This is a genomic window from Brevundimonas sp., assembly GCF_036677305.1.
In the GTDB taxonomy this organism is placed as follows: Bacteria; Pseudomonadota; Alphaproteobacteria; order Caulobacterales; family Caulobacteraceae; genus Brevundimonas.
This window is the reverse complement of the sequence record NZ_JAKFEB010000120.1, coordinates 12,312-33,599: the sequence shown is the minus strand read 5'-3', so window position 1 is coordinate 33,599 and position 21,288 is coordinate 12,312. Positions and strand designations below refer to the sequence as shown.

Below are 21,288 nucleotides of genomic sequence, written 5' to 3'. Positions count from 1 at the left end.
GCCAGACTCGCGGGGGCTGTCAGGCCTTGCGGAAGAAGGCGTGGATGCGTTCGGCCATCGGCTGGTTGATGCCCTCCACCTTGACCAGATCGGCGACCGAGGCGCGGCCGACGCCCTTGGCGGAGCCGAAGGCGTGGAGCAGGGCCTTCTTGCGGCCGGGGCCGACGCCCTCGATCTCGTCGAGCGGGTTCTTCTTGATGTCCATCGAACGGCGCGTGCGGTGGGCGCCGTTGGCGAAGCGGTGCGCCTCGTCGCGTAGGCGCTGGATGTAGTAGAGCGCCGGCGACTTCAGCGGCAGCATGAAGGGCGGCTTGCCCGGCATGAAGAACCGCTCCAGCCCCGCGTCACGGTCGGGACCCTTGGCCACGCCGACGGCGGTGATGTCGTCCAGGCCCAGATCGGCCAGCACGGCCAGCACCTCGGCCAGCTGGCCCGCGCCGCCGTCGATCAGCAGCAGGTCGGGACGGACCACCTCCTCGCCCGCGTCCTCGTCCTTCACCAGACGCGAGAAGCGGCGGCGCATGACCTCGCGCATCATGCCGTAGTCGTCGCCGGGGGTCAGGTCCTCGCCGCGGATGTTGAACTTGCGGTACTGGGACTTCTGGAAGCCCTCGGGCCCGGCCACGACCATGCCGCCGACGGCGTTGGTCCCCTGGATGTGGGCGTTGTCGTAGATCTCGATCCGCTCGGGCCGGCTGTCCAGGCCGAAGGCCTCGCAGACCTCGTCGAGGATTTTGCCCTGGGCCGATCCCTCGGCCATCTTGCGGCCCAGCGCCTCGCGGGCGTTGGTCAGGGCGTGGTCGACGAGGCCGAGCTTTTCCCCGCGCCGGGGGTTGGCGATCTCGACCTTGCGTTCGGCCTTCATGGAGAAGGCCTCTTCCAGCAGCTCCAGCTCGTGCGGGCGGACGTTGGACAGGACCAGACGCGGGATCGGCTTGTCCTCGTAGAACTGGCCAAGGAAGGCGGCGAGGATTTCGGGGTCGGTGTCGGTCCGGTCGACGCGCGGGAAATAGGCCCGGCCGCCCCAGTTCTGGCCGCCGCGATAGAAGAAGACCTGGACGCAGGCCTGGCCGCCCTCGGAGAACAGGGCGAAGACGTCGGCCTCGGCCACGCTGTCGGCGCTGACGGAATTCTCCATCGAGATGGCGGACAGGGCGCGGATGCGGTCGCGGACGCGGGCGGCCTGTTCGTAGTCCATCGCCTCGGCGGCGGCGCTCATCTCGTCGGACAGCCGACCGATGACCGCCCGCGACTTGCCCTTCAGAAAGGCCGAGGCCTCGTCGACCAGAACGCCGTAGTCCTCGAGCGAGATAAGGCCGGTGCAGGGCGCCGAGCAGCGCTTGATCTGGTGCAGCATGCAGGGGCGGGTGCGGGTTTCGTAGACGCTGTCCGAGCAGGACCGCAGCAGGAAGGCCTTCTGCAGGGTGTTCAGGGTCCGGTTCACGGCCCAGGTCGAGGCGAAGGGGCCGAAATAGTCGCCGGGGGTTGTGTGCGCGCCGCGATGCTTGCGGACCTGCGGGGCGCGGTGGTCCTTGCGGATCATCAGCTCGGCGAAGGACTTGTCGTCGCGCAGCACCACGTTGAAGCGCGGCTTCAGCTGTTTGATGTAGCTGGATTCCAGCAACAGGGCCTCGGTCTCGGAGGCGGTGATGACCAGCTCCATCGACCGGGTGAGGGACACCATCAGGCCGATGCGCTGGGTGTGGAAACGGCCCTGGGCGTACTGGAGGATGCGCTTCTTGATGGACCGCGCCTTGCCGACATAGAGGCAGGTCCCGTCCTCGCCATACATCCGGTAGACGCCCGGCTTGTCCGGCGCCCGCCGCGCCTCGTCGCGGATCAGGTCGGCGGCGACCAGGGCGGTCGGCGGCGAATCGGTCGGGAGGGTCTCCTCGGTCATCGGGACCGATATAGGCCTAGAAGCGGCGGACCATAAGGACGCCGACGAACACCAGGACCACGCCGGCGGCGCGGCCGGGGCTGATCGGCTGCTGCGGCATGCCGAAGGCGCCGAAATGGTCGAGGATCAGGCCGACCAGCAGCTGGCCGGCCACCATCAGGGTGATGGTCATGGCGACGCCGAGCCGCGGCACGCCCCAGGCCGCCGAGACCACGAAGATCGCGCCGTACAGGCCGCCCACCCAGGCGTACCAGGGCAGGCCCCGCGCCGCCTCCACGTCCGGCTTTGTCTGCAGGATCATGGCGACGATCCCCAGCGCCGCCGTGCCGACGGCGAAGGAGACGAAGGCGGCGTTCACCGGCGAGCCCATGGCGCCCATCAGTTTGGCGTTCGTCGGAGCCTGGAGAGCGGTGGCGCCGCCCGCGAGGACGACGGCGATCATGGAAAGAAGGGCGGGGTTCATCCGTCGGCTGTATCACCCCGGTCCCGGACGGAGAAGATTTCCGTCCCGTGCGACGATCCGCGACCGGCCGTCCTTGAACAGCGGGGCGCGGGGCTTTATTGCGGCGTCAACCAAGGAGCGTTTCATGCTGGCCCTCTACATCATCCTCGGCTTCGTCGCCGTTCTGGCCGCCATCAACTTCATCGAGTTCGGCCGGGTTGACTGACCGTCCGGCCCGTTCCGGCGCCGCGCTGGTCACCGGCGGCGGCAAGCGGATCGGGCGCGCGATCGTCCTTGAGCTGGCGCGCGCCGGCTTCGACGTCGTCATCCACTATCGCTCATCGCCGGGCGCGGCCGAGGCCGTGGCCGACGAGGCGCGCGCCCTGGGCCGCAAGGCCGTGACCGTAAAGGCCGATCTGGCTGTCGAGGCGCAGGTGCGGACCCTGGTCCCCGACGCCGCGCAGGCCATCGGCGGACCGCTGGCCGTGCTGGTCAACAACGCCTCGGTGTTCGAGGACGACCGCGTCGGATCGCTGGGCCGCGACACCTGGGACGCCCATATCGAGACCAATCTGCGCGCGCCGATCGTGCTGGCCGAGACCTTCGCGGGCCAGGCGCCGGACGGATCGGCGATCGTCAACCTGCTGGACCAGCGGGTGCTGAAGCCCGATCCGCGCTTCATCTCCTACGCCCTGTCCCGCAACGGCCTGTGGTGGGCGACGCGGACGCTGGCGCAGGCGCTGGCGCCGCGCATCCGGGTCAACGGCGTCGGGCCGGGTCCGACCCTGCCGTCCGTGCATCAGAGCGCGGCCGATTTCGAGGCCGAGGCGCGCGCCGTGCCCCTGCAACGCGCCGGCAGTCCCGAGGCGGTGGCCTCGGCCGTTCGCTGGCTGGTGGACGCGGACCTGGTGACGGGCCAGATGATCGCCGTCGACGGGGGCCAGCATCTGGCCTGGCGGACCCCGGACATCGTGGAGTAGGCCGTGAGCGTGACCCCCCTGCCCTTTACCGGCGCCGACGCCCCCCGTCTGGAGGGGCTGACGGTCTTCGTGCGCGGGCTGACGCTCGAGGCCGGGATCGGCATCCACGACCATGAGCTGGGACGGCTGCAGCGGCTGGTCATCGACGTGACGCTGGAACTGGCGCCCGCGCCGGTCGAACGGCTGGCCGACACGGTCAACTATGAGACCGTCGCCGCGGCGGCGCGCGCCATCGTCGCCGAAGGGCATGTCGGCCTGGTCGAAACCTTCGCCCAGCGGCTGGCGACGGCCTGTCTGGCCGACCCGCATGTGCGGCGCTGCGCCGTGCGCATCGAGAAGCCGGGGGCGCTGGAAGGCGCGGCCGCGCCGGGCTGCGAGGTCGTGCTCTCGCGCTGAACGCCATGGCGGCGCGCGGGGGCGGTTGCGCGGGGCGCGAGGGGCCGTCATTACTTGGGCAAGATGACAAGGACCCGTTGATGGCCGAACCGGGCGATCCCTCGAATGCAGACGACCATGACGACCTGATCGGCTTCGCCTCGCCGGCGTCGCTGCAGGGCCGCACGCGCGAGCCCGGGGCGGAACCGGTCGAGGTCCCCGAGCCCACGCCGTCGGTCGAGCCGGAGATTCAGCCCGAGGCCCCGCCGGAGATTCCGGCCGAACCGGAGCCCGCGCCCGAACCGGCGCCCGACCTGTTCGCGACGCGCACGGTGTGGACGTCCGCGGAGGTTCAGCCGGAACCGGAGCATGAGGTCGTCGCCCCGCAACCCGCGCCGGTCGCGACTCCCTCAATCTTCCAGCACACGCCGGAGACGCCCATGCAACGCCGTCGCCGCGATCCGGGCGCCGATCTGCCGGGCGGAGGCATGGGGCTGTACGCCGTCTACGCCCTGATCCTGTTCGCCGTGCCGACGATGGGGGTGTCCGCCGTGATCGGCCTGCTGGCGGTGACGGGCCGTTCGGGACCCGAGGACGCGCTGTCGCGATCGCATTTCATCTATCAGCAGCGGACCCTGTGGACCGCAGCCGTGGCGGCCGTGGCGGGCATCATCCTGCTGGCCGCGCCGTTCGCCCTGGGCGTGCCGATCCTGTTCCTTCTGGCGCTGTGGCTGGTGCTTCGCGGCGCCTCAGGCGTCTGGGCCCTCAAGTCCGGTCACGCGATCGCCGATCCGCGCGGCTGGTGGATCTGACGGAGAGACGAACCGATGGCTGATGCGAAGCCCGTCGAAGGCAAGGCGATCGAACCGCGCCCCGGCCATGAGTCCGAAGGCCGGCCCGCGGCGCTGATCGCCTGGGGCCTGTACATCCTGTCCCTGCCCAGCGCGAACCTGCTGGTCATCGTCGGCCTGATCGTCGCCTACGCCGGACGCAGCGGCGCCACGGGCGTGGCGAGAGACCATATCGAGGCCCAGATCGCCCTGTTCTGGTCGGTCTTCTGGTGGACGATCCTGCTGTGGATCGGGATCATCATCTGCGGCGTCAGCTTCTTCGCCGCGCCGGTGACCGGGATCGTGCTGGTGCCGCTGGCGCTGCTTCTGGGCCTGGCGCTGTTCTTCCTGACCGTCTGGTTCACGATCAAGAGCATCATCGGCCTGATCCATCTGGTCGGCGACAAGGCGCCCTGACAGGCGAGGCGCTGCGGCCACGCGCCGGGTGAAAAGCCGGATTTCCCCGTTCGTCCGGGAACGCCCCCGCGGTCGCCGTGTTGGCCCTCTGTCCGCTGGCAGACACGAGAGTATCGAGATGACGGAGTTCCGCGACGTTCGAGACGAACAGAGGTTCGAGCAGGGCTTCACCGATTCCGAGGGCCAGCTGCGGACCGTCTTCGCCGACTATGCGACCCAGGGATCGACGCGGATCATCCTGCACGTCGAGGCGGACCCCGCGCTGCGCGGTTCGGGCGCGGCGGGCCGGTTCATGCAGGCGCTGGCCGAGCATGCGCGGGCCGAAGAGCTGAAGCTGAGCCCGCGCTGCAGCTACGCCGTCGCCTGGCTGAAGCGCCACCGCGAGTTCGACGACGTCGTCGCCTGAGCCGAGGCGGCCTAGCCGCCGCCGTATCCCCCGATGATCGGCAGAACCTCGCCGGTGATGTAGCTCGACATCTGCGGCGAGGCGAGGAAGACGAAGGCGGGCGCGATCTCCTCCGGCTGGGCCGGGCGTTTCATCACCGTCTTCGAGCCGAATTTCGAGACCTTGTCCGCCTGCTGGTCGGCGGGGTTCAGCGGCGTCCAGACGGGTCCGGGCGCGACGACGTTCACGCGGATTCCCTTCTGCGCGAGGTGCGTGCCCAGCGAGCGGGCGAAGGCGTGGATGCCGCCCTTGGTCATCGAATAGTCGAGCAGGTTCTCATTGCCCATGATGCCGGTGACCGAGCCCGTCATGACGATGGACGCGCCGCGTTTCAGGTGCGGAACCGCGGCCTTCACGAGGTTGAAATAGCCGTAGAGATTGGTCTTCAGCGTGCGGTCGAAATGTTCGAGGGTCAGGTCCGCCAGCGCCTCCACATGTTCCTGGAAGGCGGCGTTGGGGACGACGACGTCGAGGCGGCCGAAGGCTTTCAGCGTCGCCTTGACGGCGGACGCGGAGAAGGCGGGATCGGCGACGTCCCCCTGGAGCACGATGGCCCTGCGGCCCTCGGCCTCGACGGCGGCGCGGGTGTCGTTGGCGTCCTTCTCCTCGTCGAGGTGGCAGATGGCGACGTCGCAGCCCTCGCGGGCGAACAGGACGGCGACGGCGCGACCGATGCCGCTGTCGCCGCCGGTGATGATGGCGGCCATGCCGTCCAGCTTGCCCGACCCCTTCCAGAACGGCGCGTCATACATGGGGGCGGGGTCGAGGGCGGCTTCGTCGCCCGGTTTCGTCTGGTGCTGCTTCGGGAAGGGCGGCTCGGGATATTTGCGCGCGCCGGCCTGAACGGCCTTTTCCGGCTTCTTCTTCGCCTTGCCCGCCCTGGCGTCGATCCCCTTCTGAATCTTGCGCTCCTGATCGGCGATCTTCTTCGCGCGGGATTTGGTCCTGGCGGCCACGGGAGCTCCTTCAGCGGTTCAATAGAAAAGCCGATGGAGCGGCGAGGCGTTCCCGCGCATTGTCATGTTCGACAAAACGGAGCCGCCCGACATGCCCGACCTCGACCTGTCTTCCGTCAGCGCCGCCGCGGGGCCGCTGCAGACCTGGGTGCTGCCCGCCCTGCTCGGGCTGGGTCTGGCGTCGGCCACAGGGCTCCGGACCTTCCTGCCGCTGCTGATGCTGGCGCTGGCGGCGCGGTTCGAGATGTTCGGCGTGCGGCTGATCGACCAGATGGACTGGCTGGTGTCCTGGCCCGCCATCGCGGCGCTTGGCACGGCCACGGCGGCGGAGTTCGCGGGCGACAAGGTGCCGGCCATCGACCATGCCCTGAACGCGATCGGCTATGTCACCCGACCCGTGGCGGGGGCGGTGGCGGCGGGCAGCGTCTTCTGGGGCGTGGACCCGGCGGCGGCGGCCATCGCCGGCATCATCGTCGGCGCGCCGGCGGCGCTGGCGTTCAACGCGGCGCAGACGGGCGTGCGGGTCGGATCGACCGCGACCACGGCGGGCTTCGGCAATCCCGTCGTATCGGTGATCGAGGACTTCCTCGCGTTCGTGACCGTGATGGTCGCCTTCCTGGCGCCGATCCTGATCCCGATCGTGATGGTGGTCTTCGCGGTGCTGGTGTTCCGGCTGGCGCGGCGTATCCGCGACCGCAACGAGCCCCGGCCGGCCTAGAGCGTGCGGCTGACGATGGCTTTCAGCGTCTGGGACTTGGCCGGCAGATCGGCGGCCAGACGGCCGGCCAGTTCGCGGGCCCCGACGGGATAGGCGTCGCCGCCCTGGGCGATTTCCTCGGCCATGGCGGAGGCCTGCATCAGCACCTTCTCCAGCGCCTCGACCTGTTCGACGGCCAGGGCGCGGGCTTCCATCTGCAGACGTTTGACGCGGTCCGAGGTCGTTTCGGGCGCCCGCATGAGATCGTAGATTTCCGACTCGGCGGCGACGAGGCGAAGGTCGGGCTTGGCGTTCGGCGTCTGGGTCATGGATGGTCTCCTGACCCAACCAATGCAAAGCGGCGCCGTGGCGTTCCGCCGTTAACGCCGTTGGCCGCGAGATCAGCCCGCCGTGTGACTCGATTGCATCAGGCGGCCCGGGAGGCCGTTTCGCGCCGGGCCTCGGCCTCGCGCACGGCCTCCAAGGCGTGGTCGACCACCTCCAGGCCCGCGCCGGGACGGATGGCCTCGACGGTCAGGATGCGGCGGAAGGCGCGGGCCCCGGCGCGGCCGTGCATGACGCCGAGCATGTGGCGCGTCATGGCCGCCAGATGCACGCCCTCGGCCAGACGGGCGGCCATGTAGGGGCGGTAGCGGTCGATGGCCGCGAAGGCGTCCACGTCGGGCGTGGACGCGCCATACAGCCGGCGGTCGGCCTCGCCGAGGATGGCGGGCTCGTGATAGGCGGCGCGGCCCAGCATGACGCCGTCCAGCTGCACGCCGTCGCTGTCGTCCAGATGCGCCTCGGCCTCGTCGAGATTGGCGATGCCGCCGTTGATCGAGACCGACAGATGCGGCCGCTCGCGCTTCAGACGGCGGACCAGCGCATAGTCCAGCGGCGGCACGTCGCGGTTTTCCTTGGGCGACAGCCCCTTGAGCCAGGCCATGCGGGCGTGGACGATGAAGGTGTCGATCCCGGCGGCGGCGCAGGCGTCGACGGTCTCGAACAGCGAGACCTGCGGATCCTGGTCGTCGACGCCGATGCGGCATTTGACCGTGGCGGGCACGGCGACGGCGCCCTTGATGGCGGCCATGCAGTCGGCGACCAGCTGAGGCTCGCGCATCAGGCAGGCGCCGAACCGGCCCGACTGGACCCGGTCGGAGGGGCAGCCGACGTTCAGATTGATCTCGTCATAGCCGAAGGCCTCGCCGATGCGGGCGGCCTCGGCCAGCTGGTCGGGATCGGAGCCGCCCAGTTGCAGCGCCACCGGATGTTCGACCGCGTCGAAGCCCAGCAGCCGCTGATGGTCGCCGTGCAGGATGGCCGGGGCCGTGACCATCTCGGTGTAGAGCAGGGCGCGGGTCGTCAGGGCGCGGTGGAACGCCCGGCAATGCCGGTCGGTCCAGTCCATCATGGGCGCGATCGAGAGGCGGCGGTTCATGGCGGGCGGCTTCTACACTGAAAGGACGGCCGCCACCAATGCCGGGGCCTCCCGGACCCCTAGGGTATCGCCCTATACCCCGCCCGGACCCGCAACATTAGCAATTGGCGACCGGAGGACGTCCGCACCGTGCCGACCCTGCCCCTCATTTCCAGCCTGAAAGGCTATCGCCCCGAATGGCTCCGCTACGACATCGCCGCGGGGCTGGCGATCGCGGCCGTCGGCCTGCCCAGTGCGATCGCCTATCCGGCGCTGGCCGGGCTGCCGCCCGAAGTGGGGCTGTACGCCAGCATCCTGGCCGTCCTCGGCTATGCGCTGTTCGGTTCGTCGCGACAGCTGATCACGGGGCCTGACGCCGGCACGGTGATGATGCTGGGCGCCGCCTTCATATCCCTGGGCGTGGTGTCGACGGGGGACCGGGTCGTGGTCTCGGCGGCCATCGCCCTGATCGTCGGCGTGCTGTGTTTCGCGGCCAGCCTGCTGCGTCTCGGCTTCATCGCCAACTTCCTGTCGCGGCCGATCCTGACCGGGTTCATGACCGGCATCTCGCTGACGATCCTGGTGGGCCAGATCGGGCGGTTCACCGGGATCAGGATCGAGAGCGACGGGCTGTTCAGGCCGCTGATCGAATTCGCCTCGAAGATCGGCGACATCCACTGGCCGTCGCTGGCCCTGGGCGTCGGGCTGTTCGTGCTGCTGCGGGTCATCGGCGCCTTCGCCCCGGCGCTTCCGGGTCCTCTGGTCGCCGTCGTTCTGGCCATCGCCCTGTCCTGGGGGTTCGACTTCCAGGGCATGGGCATCCGCGTCGTCGGCGAGGTCCCCTCCCAGTTGCCTTCCCCGATGCTGCCGATCCCGCAGGGCGCGCCGATCGGCGAGCTGATCCTCAGCGCCGCGGCGGTGCTGATCGTCAGTTTCGGCGCGGGCATCGTGACCGCACGCAGTTTCGGCGCGAAGAACAAGTATCCGGTGAACGCCAATCGCGAACTGGTCGGCTTCGGGGCCGCCAATATCGCATCCGGGCTGTTCGGCGGCTTTCCCGTCACGGCGTCGGACTCGCGCACCGCGATCAATGACTCGATGGGGGGCAAGACCCAGGTCGCGGGCCTCGTTTCGGCGGCCGCCCTGACCCTGTCGGTGCTGTTCCTTTCGGACGCCCTGGCCATCCTTCCGACGCCGGCCCTGGGCGCCGTCCTGGCCTCGGCCGCGGTCAGCCTCATCGATTTCCAGACCCTGCGCGAGTTGTGGCGGATCAGCCGCATCGAGTTCGCCTTCGCCTTCATCAGCATCGCCGGCGTCATCGTGCTCGGCGTCCTGAACGGCGTGATCGTCGCCGTCGGCGCCACCCTGCTGTATCTGCTGATGAAGAGCCTCAGTCCCCGCGACGCCATGCTGGGCCGCATTCCCGGACAAGAGGGCCTGTACAAGCTGCACCGCTACCCTGACGCCCGCCCCATCCCCGGCATGGCCGTCTATCTTCTGCAGGGCAGCCTGCTGTTCTTCAATGTGGAGCACGTCAAAGGCCGCCTGGAGGAGGTTCTGGCCGGCCTCGCCCCGGACACGCGATGGCTGATCTTCGACGCCGGCGCGACCGCCCAGATCGACAGCACGGCCGTGGTCATGTTCGAGGACATCCACGCCCTGGCGGAGGAACGCGGCGTGAAATTCGGCGTCGCGGACCTGCATCGCGACCCGCTCGACATGCTGGTGCGCTCGGGCGTGGCCGACCGGATCGGGCGCGACATGATCTTCGACGAGCCCGAGGATGCGATCACGGCCTTTGCGGCGTGGTCGCAGAAACAGCCGGCCTGAGCCGCGCGCCGTCTACCAGTGCAGATACAGGCCGACGTCGCCCGGCATGCCGTCGCGGAAGTCGATGATCTGGGCGCGCATGGTGAAGCCGAGCGGGCGTAGCTCCCGGACGAAATAGTCGAAGGCGGTCCTGGCGAAGCCGTCCAGCGAGTCCGGCCAGTCCTCCTCGCCGTTGTTGATCCGGCGCCCGCCGTCCGTGCAGAAGGAGGACGGAAACCGCAGCACCAGAACGTTGCGCTCCCCGCGCTCTGCGGCGGCGCGGATGACAAGGTTGATGCGGTCGGCCACATCGGGGGCCAGTTCGCGCGACTGGAAGGCGTGTTTGAGACTTTCCGCGGCGCGGTCGTCCTGCGCCTGTCTCGCCAGTTCCGCCTGGCGCTTCGCCGCCTGAAGATCGTCGGTGATCCTGTTGAGTTCAGATGCGCTCGGAATTTGCGTCACGACACGCCCTCCCTGTCCCGTTCGGTCAGTATTTTTCAGCGATCCAGCGCCGACGCTTCATCGGCGCGTCGTCGTCATAGGCGTTCTTTCTGGACCGCTCTGGAAGCTTCACCGCCTCGCGGGGCACCTTCTCGTAGGGGATGCGGGCCAGGAAATCGGCGATGCAGTTGAGCCTTGCGCGCCTCTTGTCGTCTGAACGGACGATATTCCAGGGCGAGACGGCGGTGTCGGTGGCGTCGAGCATGTCGTCGCGGGCGCGCGAATAGTCGTACCACTTGCGGCGAGCCGGGAGATCCATCGGCGACAGCTTCCATTGCCGCAGCGGGTCGTCGATGCGCGCCTCGAAGCGGCGCTTCTGTTCCTTGTTCCCCACCTCGAGCCAGTATTTGACCAGGATGGCGCCGTCATCGATGAAATTCTTCTCGATCAGCGGGGCGAGCTTGAGGAATTTCTTCAACTCTTCCGGGGTGCAGAAGCCCATCACCCGTTCGACGCCGGCGCGATTGTACCAGCTGCGGTCGAAGATCACGACTTCTCCCGCGGCGGGGAACCAGCGCAGGTAACGCTGGATGAAGGCCTGGCTCTTCTCGCGGTCCGAAGGCGCCGGCAGGGCCACGACCTGGAAGACGCGGGGGCTGACCCGTTCGGTGAAGGCGCGGATGAGGCCGCCCTTGCCCGCGGCGTCCCGCCCCTCGAGAACGATGATGATGCGCTGGCCGGTCTGTTTGACCCAGTCCTGCAGGATGCACAGCTCGGCCTGAAGCTTCCTCAGTTCCTTCAGATACGCCTTCGAGCCGAGCTTTTCGGGCGCGGCTTCCGGGGAAGGTTCTGCGACGGATGCCCTGCGGACCGTATTGCTCATGGCGCCTTGCCGGTTCGGGCGACCGATGCGCTCGCCCCGGGGCGAACGATAGGCGCGGGCCGGGAGGGAGCTACCCGTGCTTTCCCCGACTTCGGTCCGACAGACACCCGAGGCCGACGCTCACGCCATTTGCGATGCGAGCGGGGGCGCAAGACCTTTGGCCGACGGAACCTCGCCGCTGCGCCACAGGCCCTTCACGATCCCGGCGCTGCCATACCGCGGGTCAAGGGTGACCTCGGCGGAAACCCACCGGGGAAGCGCGAAGGGCTGATCGATCCGGTTCAGCTCGACCTCGGCGAGCACGAGGCCGGCCGCCGATCCCTGATAGACGTCGACCTCCCAGGTCATTCCGGCGTGCTCGACCCAGTGACGCACCTTTTCGATGATCGGGGTGACGCACAGCCTTTGCAGCATGTCGTCGGCGTCGGCCGGGGGGATGGCGTATTCGAACTCATAGCGCGCGACGCCCCGGTGCGGTCCCTTGATCGTGATGGTGGCCTGGTTTTCCGAGCGCCGCACCCGCACGCAGCTCTCGGGGGTGCGCGAGAGAAAGGCCTGGCGGTAGGCGCTGAAGGCGATGATCGCGTCGCGCCATTCGTCGCTGCAGACCAGAAATTTTCGCTCGATCTCGATCGGCATCGTCCAGCCTCGCATGTCACTGCGGACATGCTGCGGCGCCCCGGGTCGAAACACACTCCGGTGCAATCACTAGGGCGAAGGCCCGATAAGCCCCATTCCGCCGCTTCCGGCGGCGACGTCCTGTCCCGGCGCAGGCGTGGATCAGCGCCTCGGGTGAACACCCGACCGACGGCATGACCGCCGTTTGGTATCGTCCGGCATGCCAAAGACAGACGGTTCCAGGGCGACAGATCTCTGGTTGGGCCGGATCGGCGCCAACGAGCCCCTGCCTCCCCGGGAGCGGCAGGCCATCGAGCGCGCGCTCTCGCACGGGCAATGGCACAAGGCGGGCGAAACCATGGTCCGCGAGGGGGCCGACGAAACCTTCGCCGTGCTGGTGCTCGACGGCATCGCCGCCCGCACGAAGGAAACCCCGACCGGCGAGCGGCGAATTCTCTCGATCCTGCTGCCCGGCGATCTCTGCAGCGCCGGCCTCGGCCTCGTCCTTCCCGTCGACTACAATCTCGTGGCCCTGAGCGACTGTTGCGTCGGCCGGATTTCCGCCGCGCAGATCGTCAGTCTCCAGGCGGCCAACCCCGGCCTCATGCTTCGCCTCGTCCGGACCCTGGCCGAGGACGCCGCGGTCACGCGCGAGTGGGTCGCGGGTCTGGGGAGGGGAACCGGTCTTGCCCGCACAGGACGCCTGCTTTGCGAATTGGTCTGGAGGCTCGGGGCCGTCGGTCTCGCAAACGGCCCGTCGACCACCATCCCGATCCGGCAGACGGACATCGCCGACGCGGTCGGCCTCTCGTGCGTCCAGGTGAACCGGCTGCTGAAGGGATTCGAGAGATCCGGCCTGATCCGGATCGCGAGGGGCAGCATCACCATCCTGGACGAAGCACGTCTGGCGACGCTCTGCGAGTTCGATCCCGGGTACCTGGCGCGGCGAAGGACGCCGATGTCCGCGCTCGCCTGGAGCGGGCTTCACGTGGATCGCCCGGGCTCCTTATACCATTTTAAGGAGCGCCCGCCCGATACCCTCTAGATCGCCCGTCCCAATAGATCGGGACCGGCATGAAAAACTTCCGTGAGGCTATCCTGCTTGCCCAGCACCTGGTGCAGCACCTCGGCGACGAGGGGCTGGATCTCGTGAGGGCGCGCGTTGACGCGCTGCATCTCGCCGACGAGCCGGAGCAGGCGCGGTACTGGTCCGCCGCCGCCTACGCCATGGTCGTGATGGCGAACATGTCCGACGCAACGGCGCTCGGCTTCCCTCCCCCGGCCCCCCGGAGCTCGGATCCGGACTGGTGGCTGATGCAGCGGGTCGAGGCCTATCGTCACCTGGCCTGGGTGGCCGAGATGTCCCGCGACCCCAACACCGGGGAGTGGGGCTCCACGCAGCTGGATGCGGCGACCGGCTGGCGCGAACTCGCCGCCGATCTGCATCAACTGGCTTTGACGTCGATGAATTGAAACCGGCGCGGAGGAACAGCCCTCACGCCCCGGTTTTCTGCCGTTCCTCGTCGCCCTCCAGCGCCTCGGCGGCCTCCTCGTTGAGCGCCTGGCCCTCGCGGCGCGGCTTGACGTAGGGCGCCGGCTGCGGCGTCGTCAGATTGCCGCGCATCAGGCCGCGTCCGGCCTGGAGGCCTCCGGACAGCTGGAGGGTGAACCGCTCCTCGTCGCGGCGGCGCACGTCCTCGATGGTTTCGCGCGCCTGTTCGCCGCTGAAGCCGAGATCGATCAGCACCTGATAGCCGAACACCAGGGCGCTCTCGAAGGTCTCGCGCAGCTGGTACTCCACCCCGGCCTGGACGAGGCGCAGGGAATGGCCGCGGTCGTAGGCGCGGACGAACAGTTTGGTCAGGGGGAAGGCCTCCTTGACCACCGAGACGATCTGGTCGGCGACCTCGGGCTTGTCGACGCAGACGAGGATGGTCTCGGCCTTCTGGGCCCCGGACGCGCGCAGCACGTCCAGCCGCGAACCGTCGCCGTAATAGACCTTGAAGCCGAATTTGCCGGCGGCCTGGATCATCTCGATGTCGGTGTCGATGATGGAGACGTCGACGTCGCGGGCCAGCAGGGGCTGGGAGACGACCTGGGCGAAACGGCCGAAGCCGATGATCAGGACCCGCTCACGCAGGTTCTCGGCGTGGTCGACACCCTCGGCGTCGTCGGGCGACAGGGTCTCGGCCGGCATGAAGCGGCCGACCAGCAGACTGGTCAGGGGGGTCAGCGCCATGGACAGGATGACGATGGCCGTGGCCCTCGCCGAGACCCCGGCGTCGAACACCCCGACCGCAGCGGCCGCGGCGTAGAGCACGAAGGCGAATTCGCCGCCTTGGGCGAACAGGACCGCGCGCTCGACGGCTTCCCGCTCGCTGGCCCTGAACAGCCGGGCGACGGCGTAGATGGCGACGCCCTTGACCGCCATGAAGGCGATCACGCCGCCGACGATGATCTGCCAGTCGGCCAGCACCACGCCGAGATCGAGCGACATGCCGACGCTGAGGAAGAACAGGCCCAGCAGGATGGCGCGGAAGGGTTCGACGTCCGCCTCGAGCTGATGGCGGAAGGTGGATTCCGACAGCATCACCCCGGCGAGGAAGGCCCCCATGGCCATCGACAGTCCGCCCATGTCCATCAGCCAGGCCGCTCCGACCACGACCAGCAGGGCGGCGGCGGTCATGACCTCGCGGCCGCCGTAGCGGGCGAGGATGCGGAACACCGGGTTCATCAGATATTTGCCGGCCAGGAAGACGACGGCGATGGCGCCGATCGCCAGGCTGAGGGTTCGCCAGAGGGGCGGCTCCGCCTCCGCGCGCAGACCCATGGCCCCGGCGATGACCGCGACGACGGCCAGCAGGGGCACGATGGCCAGATCCTCGAACAGCAGGACCGATACGGCCCGCTGGCCGCGCGGCAGGGAGAGTTCGCCCCGCTCGTCGAGCATCTGCATGATGACGGCGGTGGAGCTGAGCACGAAGCCCATGGCGGCGATGAAGGCGACGGGAACCGACAGGCCGGCCGCCATGCCCGTGAGCGTCAGCAGCAGGCCTGAGACCGCGACCTGGGCCGCCCCGAGGCCGAAGATGTCCCTGCGCAGACCCCATAGCCGGGACGGGCGCATCTCGAGGCCGATGATGAAGAGGAAGATCACCACGCCGAATTCGGCGACGTGCAGGATGACCTCCGGCTCGCGGAACAGGCCGAAGCCGAACGGACCGATGGCCAGACCCGCGGCGAGATAGCCCAGCACCGAGCCGAGCTTCAGCCGCCGGAAGACGGGCACCGCGACCACGCCGGCGGCGAGCAGGGCGGCCATATGTCCGAGCTGAAGTCCGGTCGCCGCCTCGGCCATGTGCAATCCCTGTCAGCGTGGCCGTTCATAGTGGGGAGTGATGCGCGGTTGCGCCACCCCCCGACCCGTCGAACGCGGTCCGACGAACGCGCCACAGTTTCGCCCGAGACGGGTCGGCCTGATGCGAACCTGACAACCCGAGGGAGAAGCGCCGATGTCCGTCCTTCCGCTGAAACAGGCCCTGGTCGGGGTGATGAGCCTGACGCTGGCGTCGCCCGGCGCATCGGGCGCCGTCGCCCAGTCCGCGACGCGACCGGTCGATTCCGACAAGCCGTCGGACGGCGTCGTCTCGGCGGCGGCCTGCGCGCCGTTCGGCTTCGTCGTGCCGGATCGGACCCGGGTGGAGAATGTCGTCGTCACGGGAAGCCGCGTCTCGGGCGGACCGCCTCCGATGCCGATGCCGCCGCCGCCGCCTCCTCCGGCTCCCCCGCCTCCCCCGCCCGCGCCCGCCTATGTCCCGCCACCGACCGGGACCGTGGCGATCGCGCCGTCGCGCCGCGAGGATAGGGTCGCCTACGCCTCTCCCGTGATCGTCGGTCAGGCCCCGCGGCCCGATACCGAACGCTATCCCGACGCCACGCCCAATCCGGTCAGGCGCGTGGCCGACGAGCCGGTCTCGACCTTCTCGATCGACGTCGACACGGCGAGCTATTCCAATGTGCGGCGCTTCATCGACGACGGCCGCGCCCCGCCGGCGGACGCGGTGCGGGTCGAGGAGATGATCAATTATTTCGACTACGGCTATGACCGGCCGGCCTCGGCCACCCAGCCGTTCGCCATCACCACGGCGGTCGCGGCCTCGCCCTGGTCGCCCGGGCGTCAGATCGTGCATGTGGGACTGCAGGGCTATGAGCTGCCCGAGGGCGAGCGGCGGCCGCTGAACCTGACCTTCATGGTCGACGTCTCGGGCTCGATGCACACGCCCGACAAGCTGGCGCTGGCGAAGAAGTCGATGAACCTGATCATCGACCGGCTGCGGCCTGAGGACCGGGTGGCGGTGACCTTCTACGCCTCGGACGTGGGCACGGCCGTGGGCCCCACGCCGGGCGACCATAAGCTGAAGCTGCGCTGCGCCGTCGAGACGCTGAACGCGGGCGGCTCGACCGCCGGGGCGCAGGGCATGGTCAACGCCTACCAGCAGGCCGAGGCCGCCTTCGGACGCGACAAGGTCAACCGCATCCTGATGTTCACCGACGGCGACTTCAACGTCGGCGTCACCAATGACCAGCGGCTGGAGGACTATGTCGCCGCCAAGCGGGGCACGGGCATCTATCTGTCGGTCTACGGCTTCGGGCGCGGCAACTACCAGGACGCGCGGATGCAGGCGATCGCCCAGGCCGGGAACGGGACGGCTGCGTATGTCGACGACCTGAACGAGGCGCGGCGGCTGTTCGGCCCGGCCTTCGACCGGGGCGCCTTCCCCATCGCCGACGACGTCAAGATCCAGGTCGAGTTCAACCCGGCGCGCGTCAGCGAGTACCGGCTGATCGGCTATGAGACCCGGCTGCTCAATGAGGAGGACTTCAACAACGACCGCGTCGACGCCGGCGAGGTCGGGTCCGGCGCCTCGGTCACGGCCCTGTACGAGATCACCCCGGTGGGCGGGCCGAGCCAGATTCCGGAGCGGCGCTATGACCAGAACCGCCTCGGCGTAGGCGGCGGCGATCCGGACGGCGAGGTCGGCTTCGTCCAGGTGCGATACAAGCTGCCGGGCGAGCGGGACTCGCGGCTGATGCAGCATGTGCTGTCCAACGCGGGCGGGGCGCGGGTCAGCGCCCAACCGCCGGAGAGCACGCGCTGGGCGCTGGCCGTGGCCGCGTTCGGCCAGAAGCTGCGCGCCGATCCGTGGATGGCGGAAGGATACGGCTGGAACGACATCCTGGAGCAGGCGCAGGGCGCGCGCGGCGAGGATGCGTACGGCGAACGGGCCGAGTTCGTGCAGATGGTGCGGTCGGCGCAGGGCCTGCCGGCGCGGGCGGCGCCCTAGTTTCCCTTCTCCCCTTTGGGGGAGAAGGTGGGCCGCGTAGCGGCTCGGATGAGGGGGATGGTTCCGCTGCTCCCTGCCGAGTGGCTCATCGGCGGTCAGCCCCCTCATCCGTCAGGCTACGCCTGACACCTTCTCCCCCAAGGGGAGAAGGGCAGAGGGTCGCGCCGGCCATCGATCCCGCCTAGCTTCGCTCCGTGACCGAATCCATCAGCCTCAAGACCGCCCGCCGCATCGCCCTGGCCGCGCAGGGGTTCGGCCGGATCCGGCCCGCCGCGCCCGCACGGAGCCATGTCCGCGACGCCGCGCGACGGCTGGGCGTGATCCAGATCGACAGCGTCAATGTGGTGACGCGCACCCACTATCTGCCGGCCTTCTCGCGGCTGGGAGACTATCCGCGCGAGGCGCTGGAGGCCGAGGCCTGGGGGCCGCGGCGCAGCCTGTTCGAATACTGGGGGCATGAGGCGTCGCTGCTGCCGCTGGAGACCCAGCCGCTGTTCCGCTGGCGTATGGAGCGGGCGCGGGGCGGCGCCATGTGGACCGGCCTGTCGCGGTTCGGGCGTGAGAAGCGGGACTATATCGACGGGGTGCTGGCCGAGATCGAACGGCGCGGGCCGGTGACGGGCGGGGATTTCGCCGAGGGGCCGCGCGGGGCGCCTGGCTGGTGGTCGTGGTCGGACGGCAAGCGGGCGCTGGAGTGGCTGTTCTGGGCCGGGCTGATCACGACGAAGACGCGCAACGGCTTCGAGCGGGTCTATGACCTGACCGAACGCGCCCTGCCCGCCCGGATCATCGACCTGCCGACGCCGTACGAAGCCGATGCGCAGGGCGAACTGGTGCGCATCTCGGCGCGGGCCATGGGCGTCGCGACGGCGGCGGACCTGCGGGACTATTTCCGGCTGCCGCTGGCCGATGCGCGCGAGCGGATCGCGGAGCTGGTCGAGGCGGGGGAGCTGACGCCGGTTTCAGTGAAGGGCTGGCGGCAGCCGGCGTATCTGGCGGCCGGAGCGCGGTCGCCGCGCAAGGTGTCGGGCGCCGCCCTGCTGTCGCCGTTCGACAATCTGATCTGGGCGCGGGACCGGACCGAACGGCTGTTCGACGTGAAGGTGCGGCTGGAGATCTACACCCCCGCGCACAAGCGGGCCCACGGCTACTACGTCCTGCCCTTCCTCGAGGATGAGGCGATCACGGCGCGCGTCGATCTGAAGTCCGACCGCAAGGCCGGGACGCTGCTGGTTCAGGCGGCATGGCGCGAGCCGGATGCGACGGCGGAGACGGCCGCGCGGCTCGCGGAGGAGCTGAAGCGGATGGCCGGGTGGCTGGGGCTGGAACGGGTGGAAGTCGTCGGAAAGGGGGACCTCGCCGGGGCGCTGGAGTCGGCGATCAGTTCGTGACGATTTCGACTATGGAATCGCGGTGATTTCGGTCAGTCGGACGTGAAGAAAACTGAAGATCTGCGACGTTCTCCCTCCCCTTCGGGGGAGGGTGGTCGCGAAGCGACCGGGTGGGGACGGCCGGACGCCACATAACGCCGGCGCCCGCCTTGAGCAGCCGTTCCCACCCTGTCGTCGCTGCGCGCCGACATCCCTCCCCCCGAGGGGGAGGGAGAGGCCGCCCTAGACGTCGAACTTCACACCCTGGGCCAGCGGCAGGCTGGTCGAGAAATTCACCGTCTGGGTCTGGCGGCGCATATACGCCTTCCACGCGTCGGAGCCTGACTCGCGCCCGCCGCCTGTGTCTTTTTCGCCGCCGAAAGCCCCGCCGATCTCGGCGCCCGAGGGGCCGATGTTGACGTTGGCGATGCCGCAGTCCGAACCCCAGGCCGAGAGGAAGGCCTCGGCCTCGCGCACGCTGTCGGTGAAGACGCAGGACGACAGGCCCTGCGGCACGGCGTTCTGCATCGCCACGGCGTCGTCGAAGTCGGACCAGGTCAGGACGTAGAGGATGGGGGCGAAGGTCTCGTGCTGGACCACCGCGCTCTGGGCCGGCATGCGGACGATGGCGGGGCGGACGTAGACGCCGTCGCGGTCGACGCGATCGCCGCCGACGATGATCTGGCCGCCCTGCTCGACGGCCTGTTTGAGGGCGGTGTCGAAGCCATGGGCCGAGGCGTCGTCGATCAGGGGGCCGATCAGGACGCCGTCCTCGCGCGGGTCGCCGATGGGCAGGGTTTCATAGGCGGCCTTGAGACGCGCGATCAGGCCGTCGGCGATGCTCTCATGCACCAGCAGGCGGCGCAGGGTGGTGCAGCGCTGGCCGCAGGTGCCGACGGCCGAGAAGGCGATGGCGCGGACGACCATGTCGAGGTCGGCGCTGGGCGTCACGATCATGGCGTTGTTGCCGCCGAGCTCCAGCAGCGACCGGCCGAGACGGGCGGCGACGGTCTGCGCGACAGCCTTGCCCATCCGGGTGGAGCCGGTGGCCGAGACGAGGGCGATGCGGGGGTCTGCGGTCAGGGTCTCGCCGGCGTCGCGGCCGCCGATGACCAGCTGGGACAGGCCGTCGGGGGCGTCCCCGAAGCGGGCGATGGCGCGGTCGAAGACGGCCTGGGTGGCCAGCGCCGTCAGCGGGGTCTTCTCCGACGGCTTCCAGATCACCGGATCGCCGCAGACGAGGGCGAGGCAGGCGTTCCACGCCCAGACGGCGACCGGGAAGTTGAAGGCCGAGATGACCAGCACGGGGCCCATCGGCTGCCAGGTCTCGCGCATGTGGTGGCCGGGCCGTTCGGAGGCCAGGGTCAGGCCGTACAGCTGGCGCGACAGGCCGACGGCGAAATCGCAGATGTCGATCATCTCCTGCACCTCGCCGAGGCCCTCGGAGACGATCTTGCCGGCTTCCAGGGTGACCAGACGGGCGAGGTCGTCCTTCGACGCGCGCAATTCCTCGCCCAGCAGCCGGACCAGTTCGCCGCGGCGCGGGGCCGGCACGCGCTTCCAGGCGTGGAAGGCGGCGACCGAGCGGGCGGCGACGCCGTCGAGGCCGGTCGTCTCGACCAGGGCGCCCGCGCTGGAGCCGTCGATGGGGGACCGGGTCGCCAGGGCGCCGCCCCAGACGGCGTCATCCACGCCCAGCCGTTGCAGGATGGCCTTCGCCTCGTTCGCCGCCGTCATCGTCTCTCTCCGGTTCGAGCGAGCGGCTTAGCCGCAGAGCCGGACAAACGAAAGGCCGCCCCGTCGCCGGGGCGGCCCTCTGTTCCTTCCGCGTCGCCTACCAGCGACGGCCGGTCTGCCCCAGCATCCGCTCGATGCGGGTCAGGCGGTTGCTCAGCGCCGCATACTCCTGACGGCTCAGGCCGTCGCGGGCGTAGCGCCACTCGAGGTTCCGGTACTGCTGCATCTCCCAGCCCAGGCGCCGGGTCTGGCTGCGGCTGATGCGACCGTTGTAGGCCGCCTGGTTGACGTACTGCGCCGCGCGCTGGGCGCGGTACTGAAGGTCATTGCCGTAGCCGCGGTTGTAGCCATAGCCCTGACCGTAGCCGTAGTTCTGGCCATAGCCGTATCCCTGACCGTAGCCGTAGCCCTGGCTGTAGCCCGGCGAACCCACGCCGATGGAGAAGGTGACGTTCTGGGCCAGCACCGGCGTGGCCGTCATGACCGCCGACGCCGCCAGCGTGGAAAGCAGGGCCTTCCGGATCATGGCGGTTTTCATAGTCGTATTCCTCATCGTTCCGATCCTCCGCGGACCGTGGAGGCAGAAAACCACGCCGGGGCTGACCCTACCCTGAGGGGTTCGT

Annotated in this window: 23 protein-coding genes; 12 read left to right on the top strand and 11 right to left on the bottom strand. The window is 69.4% G+C overall.

Features of this window, described 5'->3' with window-relative positions:
- Window positions 1-19: 19 nt before the first annotated feature.
- Both uvrC and V6M42_RS07140 read right to left on the bottom strand, forming a co-directional pair.
- Complete coding sequence (gene uvrC, locus V6M42_RS07145) at window positions 20-1,900, bottom strand: excinuclease ABC subunit UvrC (RefSeq protein WP_332677996.1); 1,881 nt, start codon at window positions 1,898-1,900, stop codon at window positions 20-22.
- Between the two features lie 16 nt (window positions 1,901-1,916).
- Entirely contained in the window at window positions 1,917-2,342 is a 426-nt protein-coding gene (locus V6M42_RS07140; RefSeq protein WP_332677995.1) for a DMT family transporter, read from the bottom strand.
- 94 nt (window positions 2,343-2,436) lie between these two features.
- Here V6M42_RS07140 and V6M42_RS07135 point away from each other — a divergent pair, with 94 nt between their 5' ends.
- The 6 genes from V6M42_RS07135 (at window position 2,437) to V6M42_RS07110 (ending at window position 5,350) form a co-directional block, all read left to right on the top strand.
- On the top strand, window positions 2,437-2,568 hold the full coding sequence (locus V6M42_RS07135) for a hypothetical protein (protein ID WP_332658563.1): 132 nt from the start codon (window positions 2,437-2,439) through the stop codon (window positions 2,566-2,568).
- On the top strand, window positions 2,561-3,322 hold the full coding sequence (locus tag V6M42_RS07130; RefSeq protein ID WP_332677994.1) for an SDR family oxidoreductase: 762 nt from the start codon (window positions 2,561-2,563) through the stop codon (window positions 3,320-3,322). Before V6M42_RS07135 ends, V6M42_RS07130 begins: the two co-directional genes overlap by 8 nt.
- 3 nt (window positions 3,323-3,325) lie before the next feature.
- Complete coding sequence (gene folB, locus V6M42_RS07125; protein WP_332658565.1) at window positions 3,326-3,718, top strand: dihydroneopterin aldolase; 393 nt, start codon at window positions 3,326-3,328, stop codon at window positions 3,716-3,718.
- 80 nt (window positions 3,719-3,798) lie between these two features.
- Entirely contained in the window at window positions 3,799-4,509 is a 711-nt protein-coding gene (locus V6M42_RS07120; protein ID WP_332677992.1) for a hypothetical protein, read from the top strand.
- Between the two features lie 15 nt (window positions 4,510-4,524).
- A complete protein-coding gene (locus V6M42_RS07115) occupies window positions 4,525-4,944 on the top strand; it encodes a hypothetical protein (RefSeq protein WP_332658567.1) in 420 nt (139 codons plus the stop codon).
- 118 nt (window positions 4,945-5,062) lie between these two features.
- A complete protein-coding gene (locus V6M42_RS07110; RefSeq protein ID WP_332658568.1) occupies window positions 5,063-5,350 on the top strand; it encodes a GNAT family N-acetyltransferase in 288 nt (95 codons plus the stop codon).
- Between the two features lie 11 nt (window positions 5,351-5,361).
- On the opposite strand, the gene V6M42_RS07105 is transcribed toward V6M42_RS07110, so the two are convergent.
- Window positions 5,362-6,345 (bottom strand): SDR family oxidoreductase, encoded by a 984-nt coding sequence (locus V6M42_RS07105; protein ID WP_332658569.1) that lies wholly within the window; start codon window positions 6,343-6,345, stop codon window positions 5,362-5,364.
- Between the two features lie 64 nt (window positions 6,346-6,409).
- Between V6M42_RS07105 and V6M42_RS07100 the strand changes: the two genes are divergently transcribed.
- Window positions 6,410-7,063, top strand: a complete 654-nt coding sequence (locus tag V6M42_RS07100; protein WP_332658570.1) for a DUF4126 domain-containing protein — start codon at window positions 6,410-6,412, stop codon at window positions 7,061-7,063.
- Here V6M42_RS07100 and V6M42_RS07095 read toward each other — a convergent pair.
- Both V6M42_RS07095 and dusA read right to left on the bottom strand, forming a co-directional pair.
- Window positions 7,060-7,371 (bottom strand): hypothetical protein, encoded by a 312-nt coding sequence (locus tag V6M42_RS07095; RefSeq protein WP_056619635.1) that lies wholly within the window; start codon window positions 7,369-7,371, stop codon window positions 7,060-7,062. The two genes, V6M42_RS07100 and V6M42_RS07095, sit on opposite strands and share 4 nt — an antisense overlap.
- A 98-nt stretch (window positions 7,372-7,469) precedes the next feature.
- Window positions 7,470-8,483: a tRNA dihydrouridine(20/20a) synthase DusA gene (dusA, locus tag V6M42_RS07090; RefSeq protein WP_332677991.1), complete on the bottom strand. Its 1,014-nt coding sequence runs from the start codon at window positions 8,481-8,483 to the stop codon at window positions 7,470-7,472.
- 129 nt (window positions 8,484-8,612) lie between these two features.
- On the opposite strand from dusA, the gene V6M42_RS07085 reads away from it, so the two are divergent.
- Window positions 8,613-10,292: a SulP family inorganic anion transporter gene (locus V6M42_RS07085; RefSeq protein WP_332677990.1), complete on the top strand. Its 1,680-nt coding sequence runs from the start codon at window positions 8,613-8,615 to the stop codon at window positions 10,290-10,292.
- 12 nt (window positions 10,293-10,304) lie between these two features.
- On the opposite strand, the gene V6M42_RS07080 is transcribed toward V6M42_RS07085, so the two are convergent.
- The 3 genes from V6M42_RS07080 to V6M42_RS07070 form a co-directional block, all read right to left on the bottom strand.
- Complete coding sequence (locus V6M42_RS07080; protein ID WP_332658573.1) at window positions 10,305-10,733, bottom strand: hypothetical protein; 429 nt, start codon at window positions 10,731-10,733, stop codon at window positions 10,305-10,307.
- Window positions 10,734-10,758: 25 nt separating this feature from the next.
- The gene (gene ppk2 / locus V6M42_RS07075; protein WP_332677989.1) at window positions 10,759-11,595 is read right to left on the bottom strand and encodes a polyphosphate kinase 2; all 837 of its coding nucleotides are present in this window, start codon (window positions 11,593-11,595) and stop codon (window positions 10,759-10,761) included.
- Window positions 11,596-11,715: 120 nt separating this feature from the next.
- Window positions 11,716-12,249: a CYTH domain-containing protein gene (locus tag V6M42_RS07070; RefSeq protein WP_332658575.1), complete on the bottom strand. Its 534-nt coding sequence runs from the start codon at window positions 12,247-12,249 to the stop codon at window positions 11,716-11,718.
- Window positions 12,250-12,472: 223 nt separating this feature from the next.
- Between V6M42_RS07070 and V6M42_RS07065 the strand changes: the two genes are divergently transcribed.
- The gene (locus tag V6M42_RS07065; protein ID WP_332677988.1) at window positions 12,473-13,258 is read left to right on the top strand and encodes a Crp/Fnr family transcriptional regulator; all 786 of its coding nucleotides are present in this window, start codon (window positions 12,473-12,475) and stop codon (window positions 13,256-13,258) included.
- A gap of 29 nt (window positions 13,259-13,287) precedes the next feature.
- Complete coding sequence (locus V6M42_RS07060; RefSeq protein WP_332677986.1) at window positions 13,288-13,686, top strand: hypothetical protein; 399 nt, start codon at window positions 13,288-13,290, stop codon at window positions 13,684-13,686.
- Between the two features lie 22 nt (window positions 13,687-13,708).
- Here the strand turns inward: V6M42_RS07060 and V6M42_RS07055 are convergent, their stop codons facing one another.
- Window positions 13,709-15,571, bottom strand: a complete 1,863-nt coding sequence (locus V6M42_RS07055) for a monovalent cation:proton antiporter-2 (CPA2) family protein (protein WP_332658578.1) — start codon at window positions 15,569-15,571, stop codon at window positions 13,709-13,711.
- Window positions 15,572-15,725: 154 nt separating this feature from the next.
- Here V6M42_RS07055 and V6M42_RS07050 point away from each other — a divergent pair, with 154 nt between their 5' ends.
- Together V6M42_RS07050 and V6M42_RS07045 are read left to right on the top strand one after the other, a co-directional pair.
- A complete protein-coding gene (locus V6M42_RS07050) occupies window positions 15,726-17,558 on the top strand; it encodes a vWA domain-containing protein (RefSeq protein WP_332677984.1) in 1,833 nt (610 codons plus the stop codon).
- Window positions 17,559-17,752: 194 nt separating this feature from the next.
- The gene (locus tag V6M42_RS07045; protein WP_332677982.1) at window positions 17,753-18,949 is read left to right on the top strand and encodes a winged helix-turn-helix domain-containing protein; all 1,197 of its coding nucleotides are present in this window, start codon (window positions 17,753-17,755) and stop codon (window positions 18,947-18,949) included.
- Between the two features lie 222 nt (window positions 18,950-19,171).
- Here V6M42_RS07045 and amaB read toward each other — a convergent pair whose 3' ends face one another.
- Both amaB and V6M42_RS07035 read right to left on the bottom strand, forming a co-directional pair.
- Window positions 19,172-20,665, bottom strand: coding sequence for an L-piperidine-6-carboxylate dehydrogenase (gene amaB, locus V6M42_RS07040; protein ID WP_332677981.1), 1,494 nt, complete (start codon window positions 20,663-20,665; stop codon window positions 19,172-19,174).
- A 97-nt stretch (window positions 20,666-20,762) separates the two neighbouring features.
- On the bottom strand, window positions 20,763-21,203 hold the full coding sequence (locus tag V6M42_RS07035; RefSeq protein WP_332677980.1) for a hypothetical protein: 441 nt from the start codon (window positions 21,201-21,203) through the stop codon (window positions 20,763-20,765).
- Window positions 21,204-21,288 lie beyond the last annotated feature (85 nt).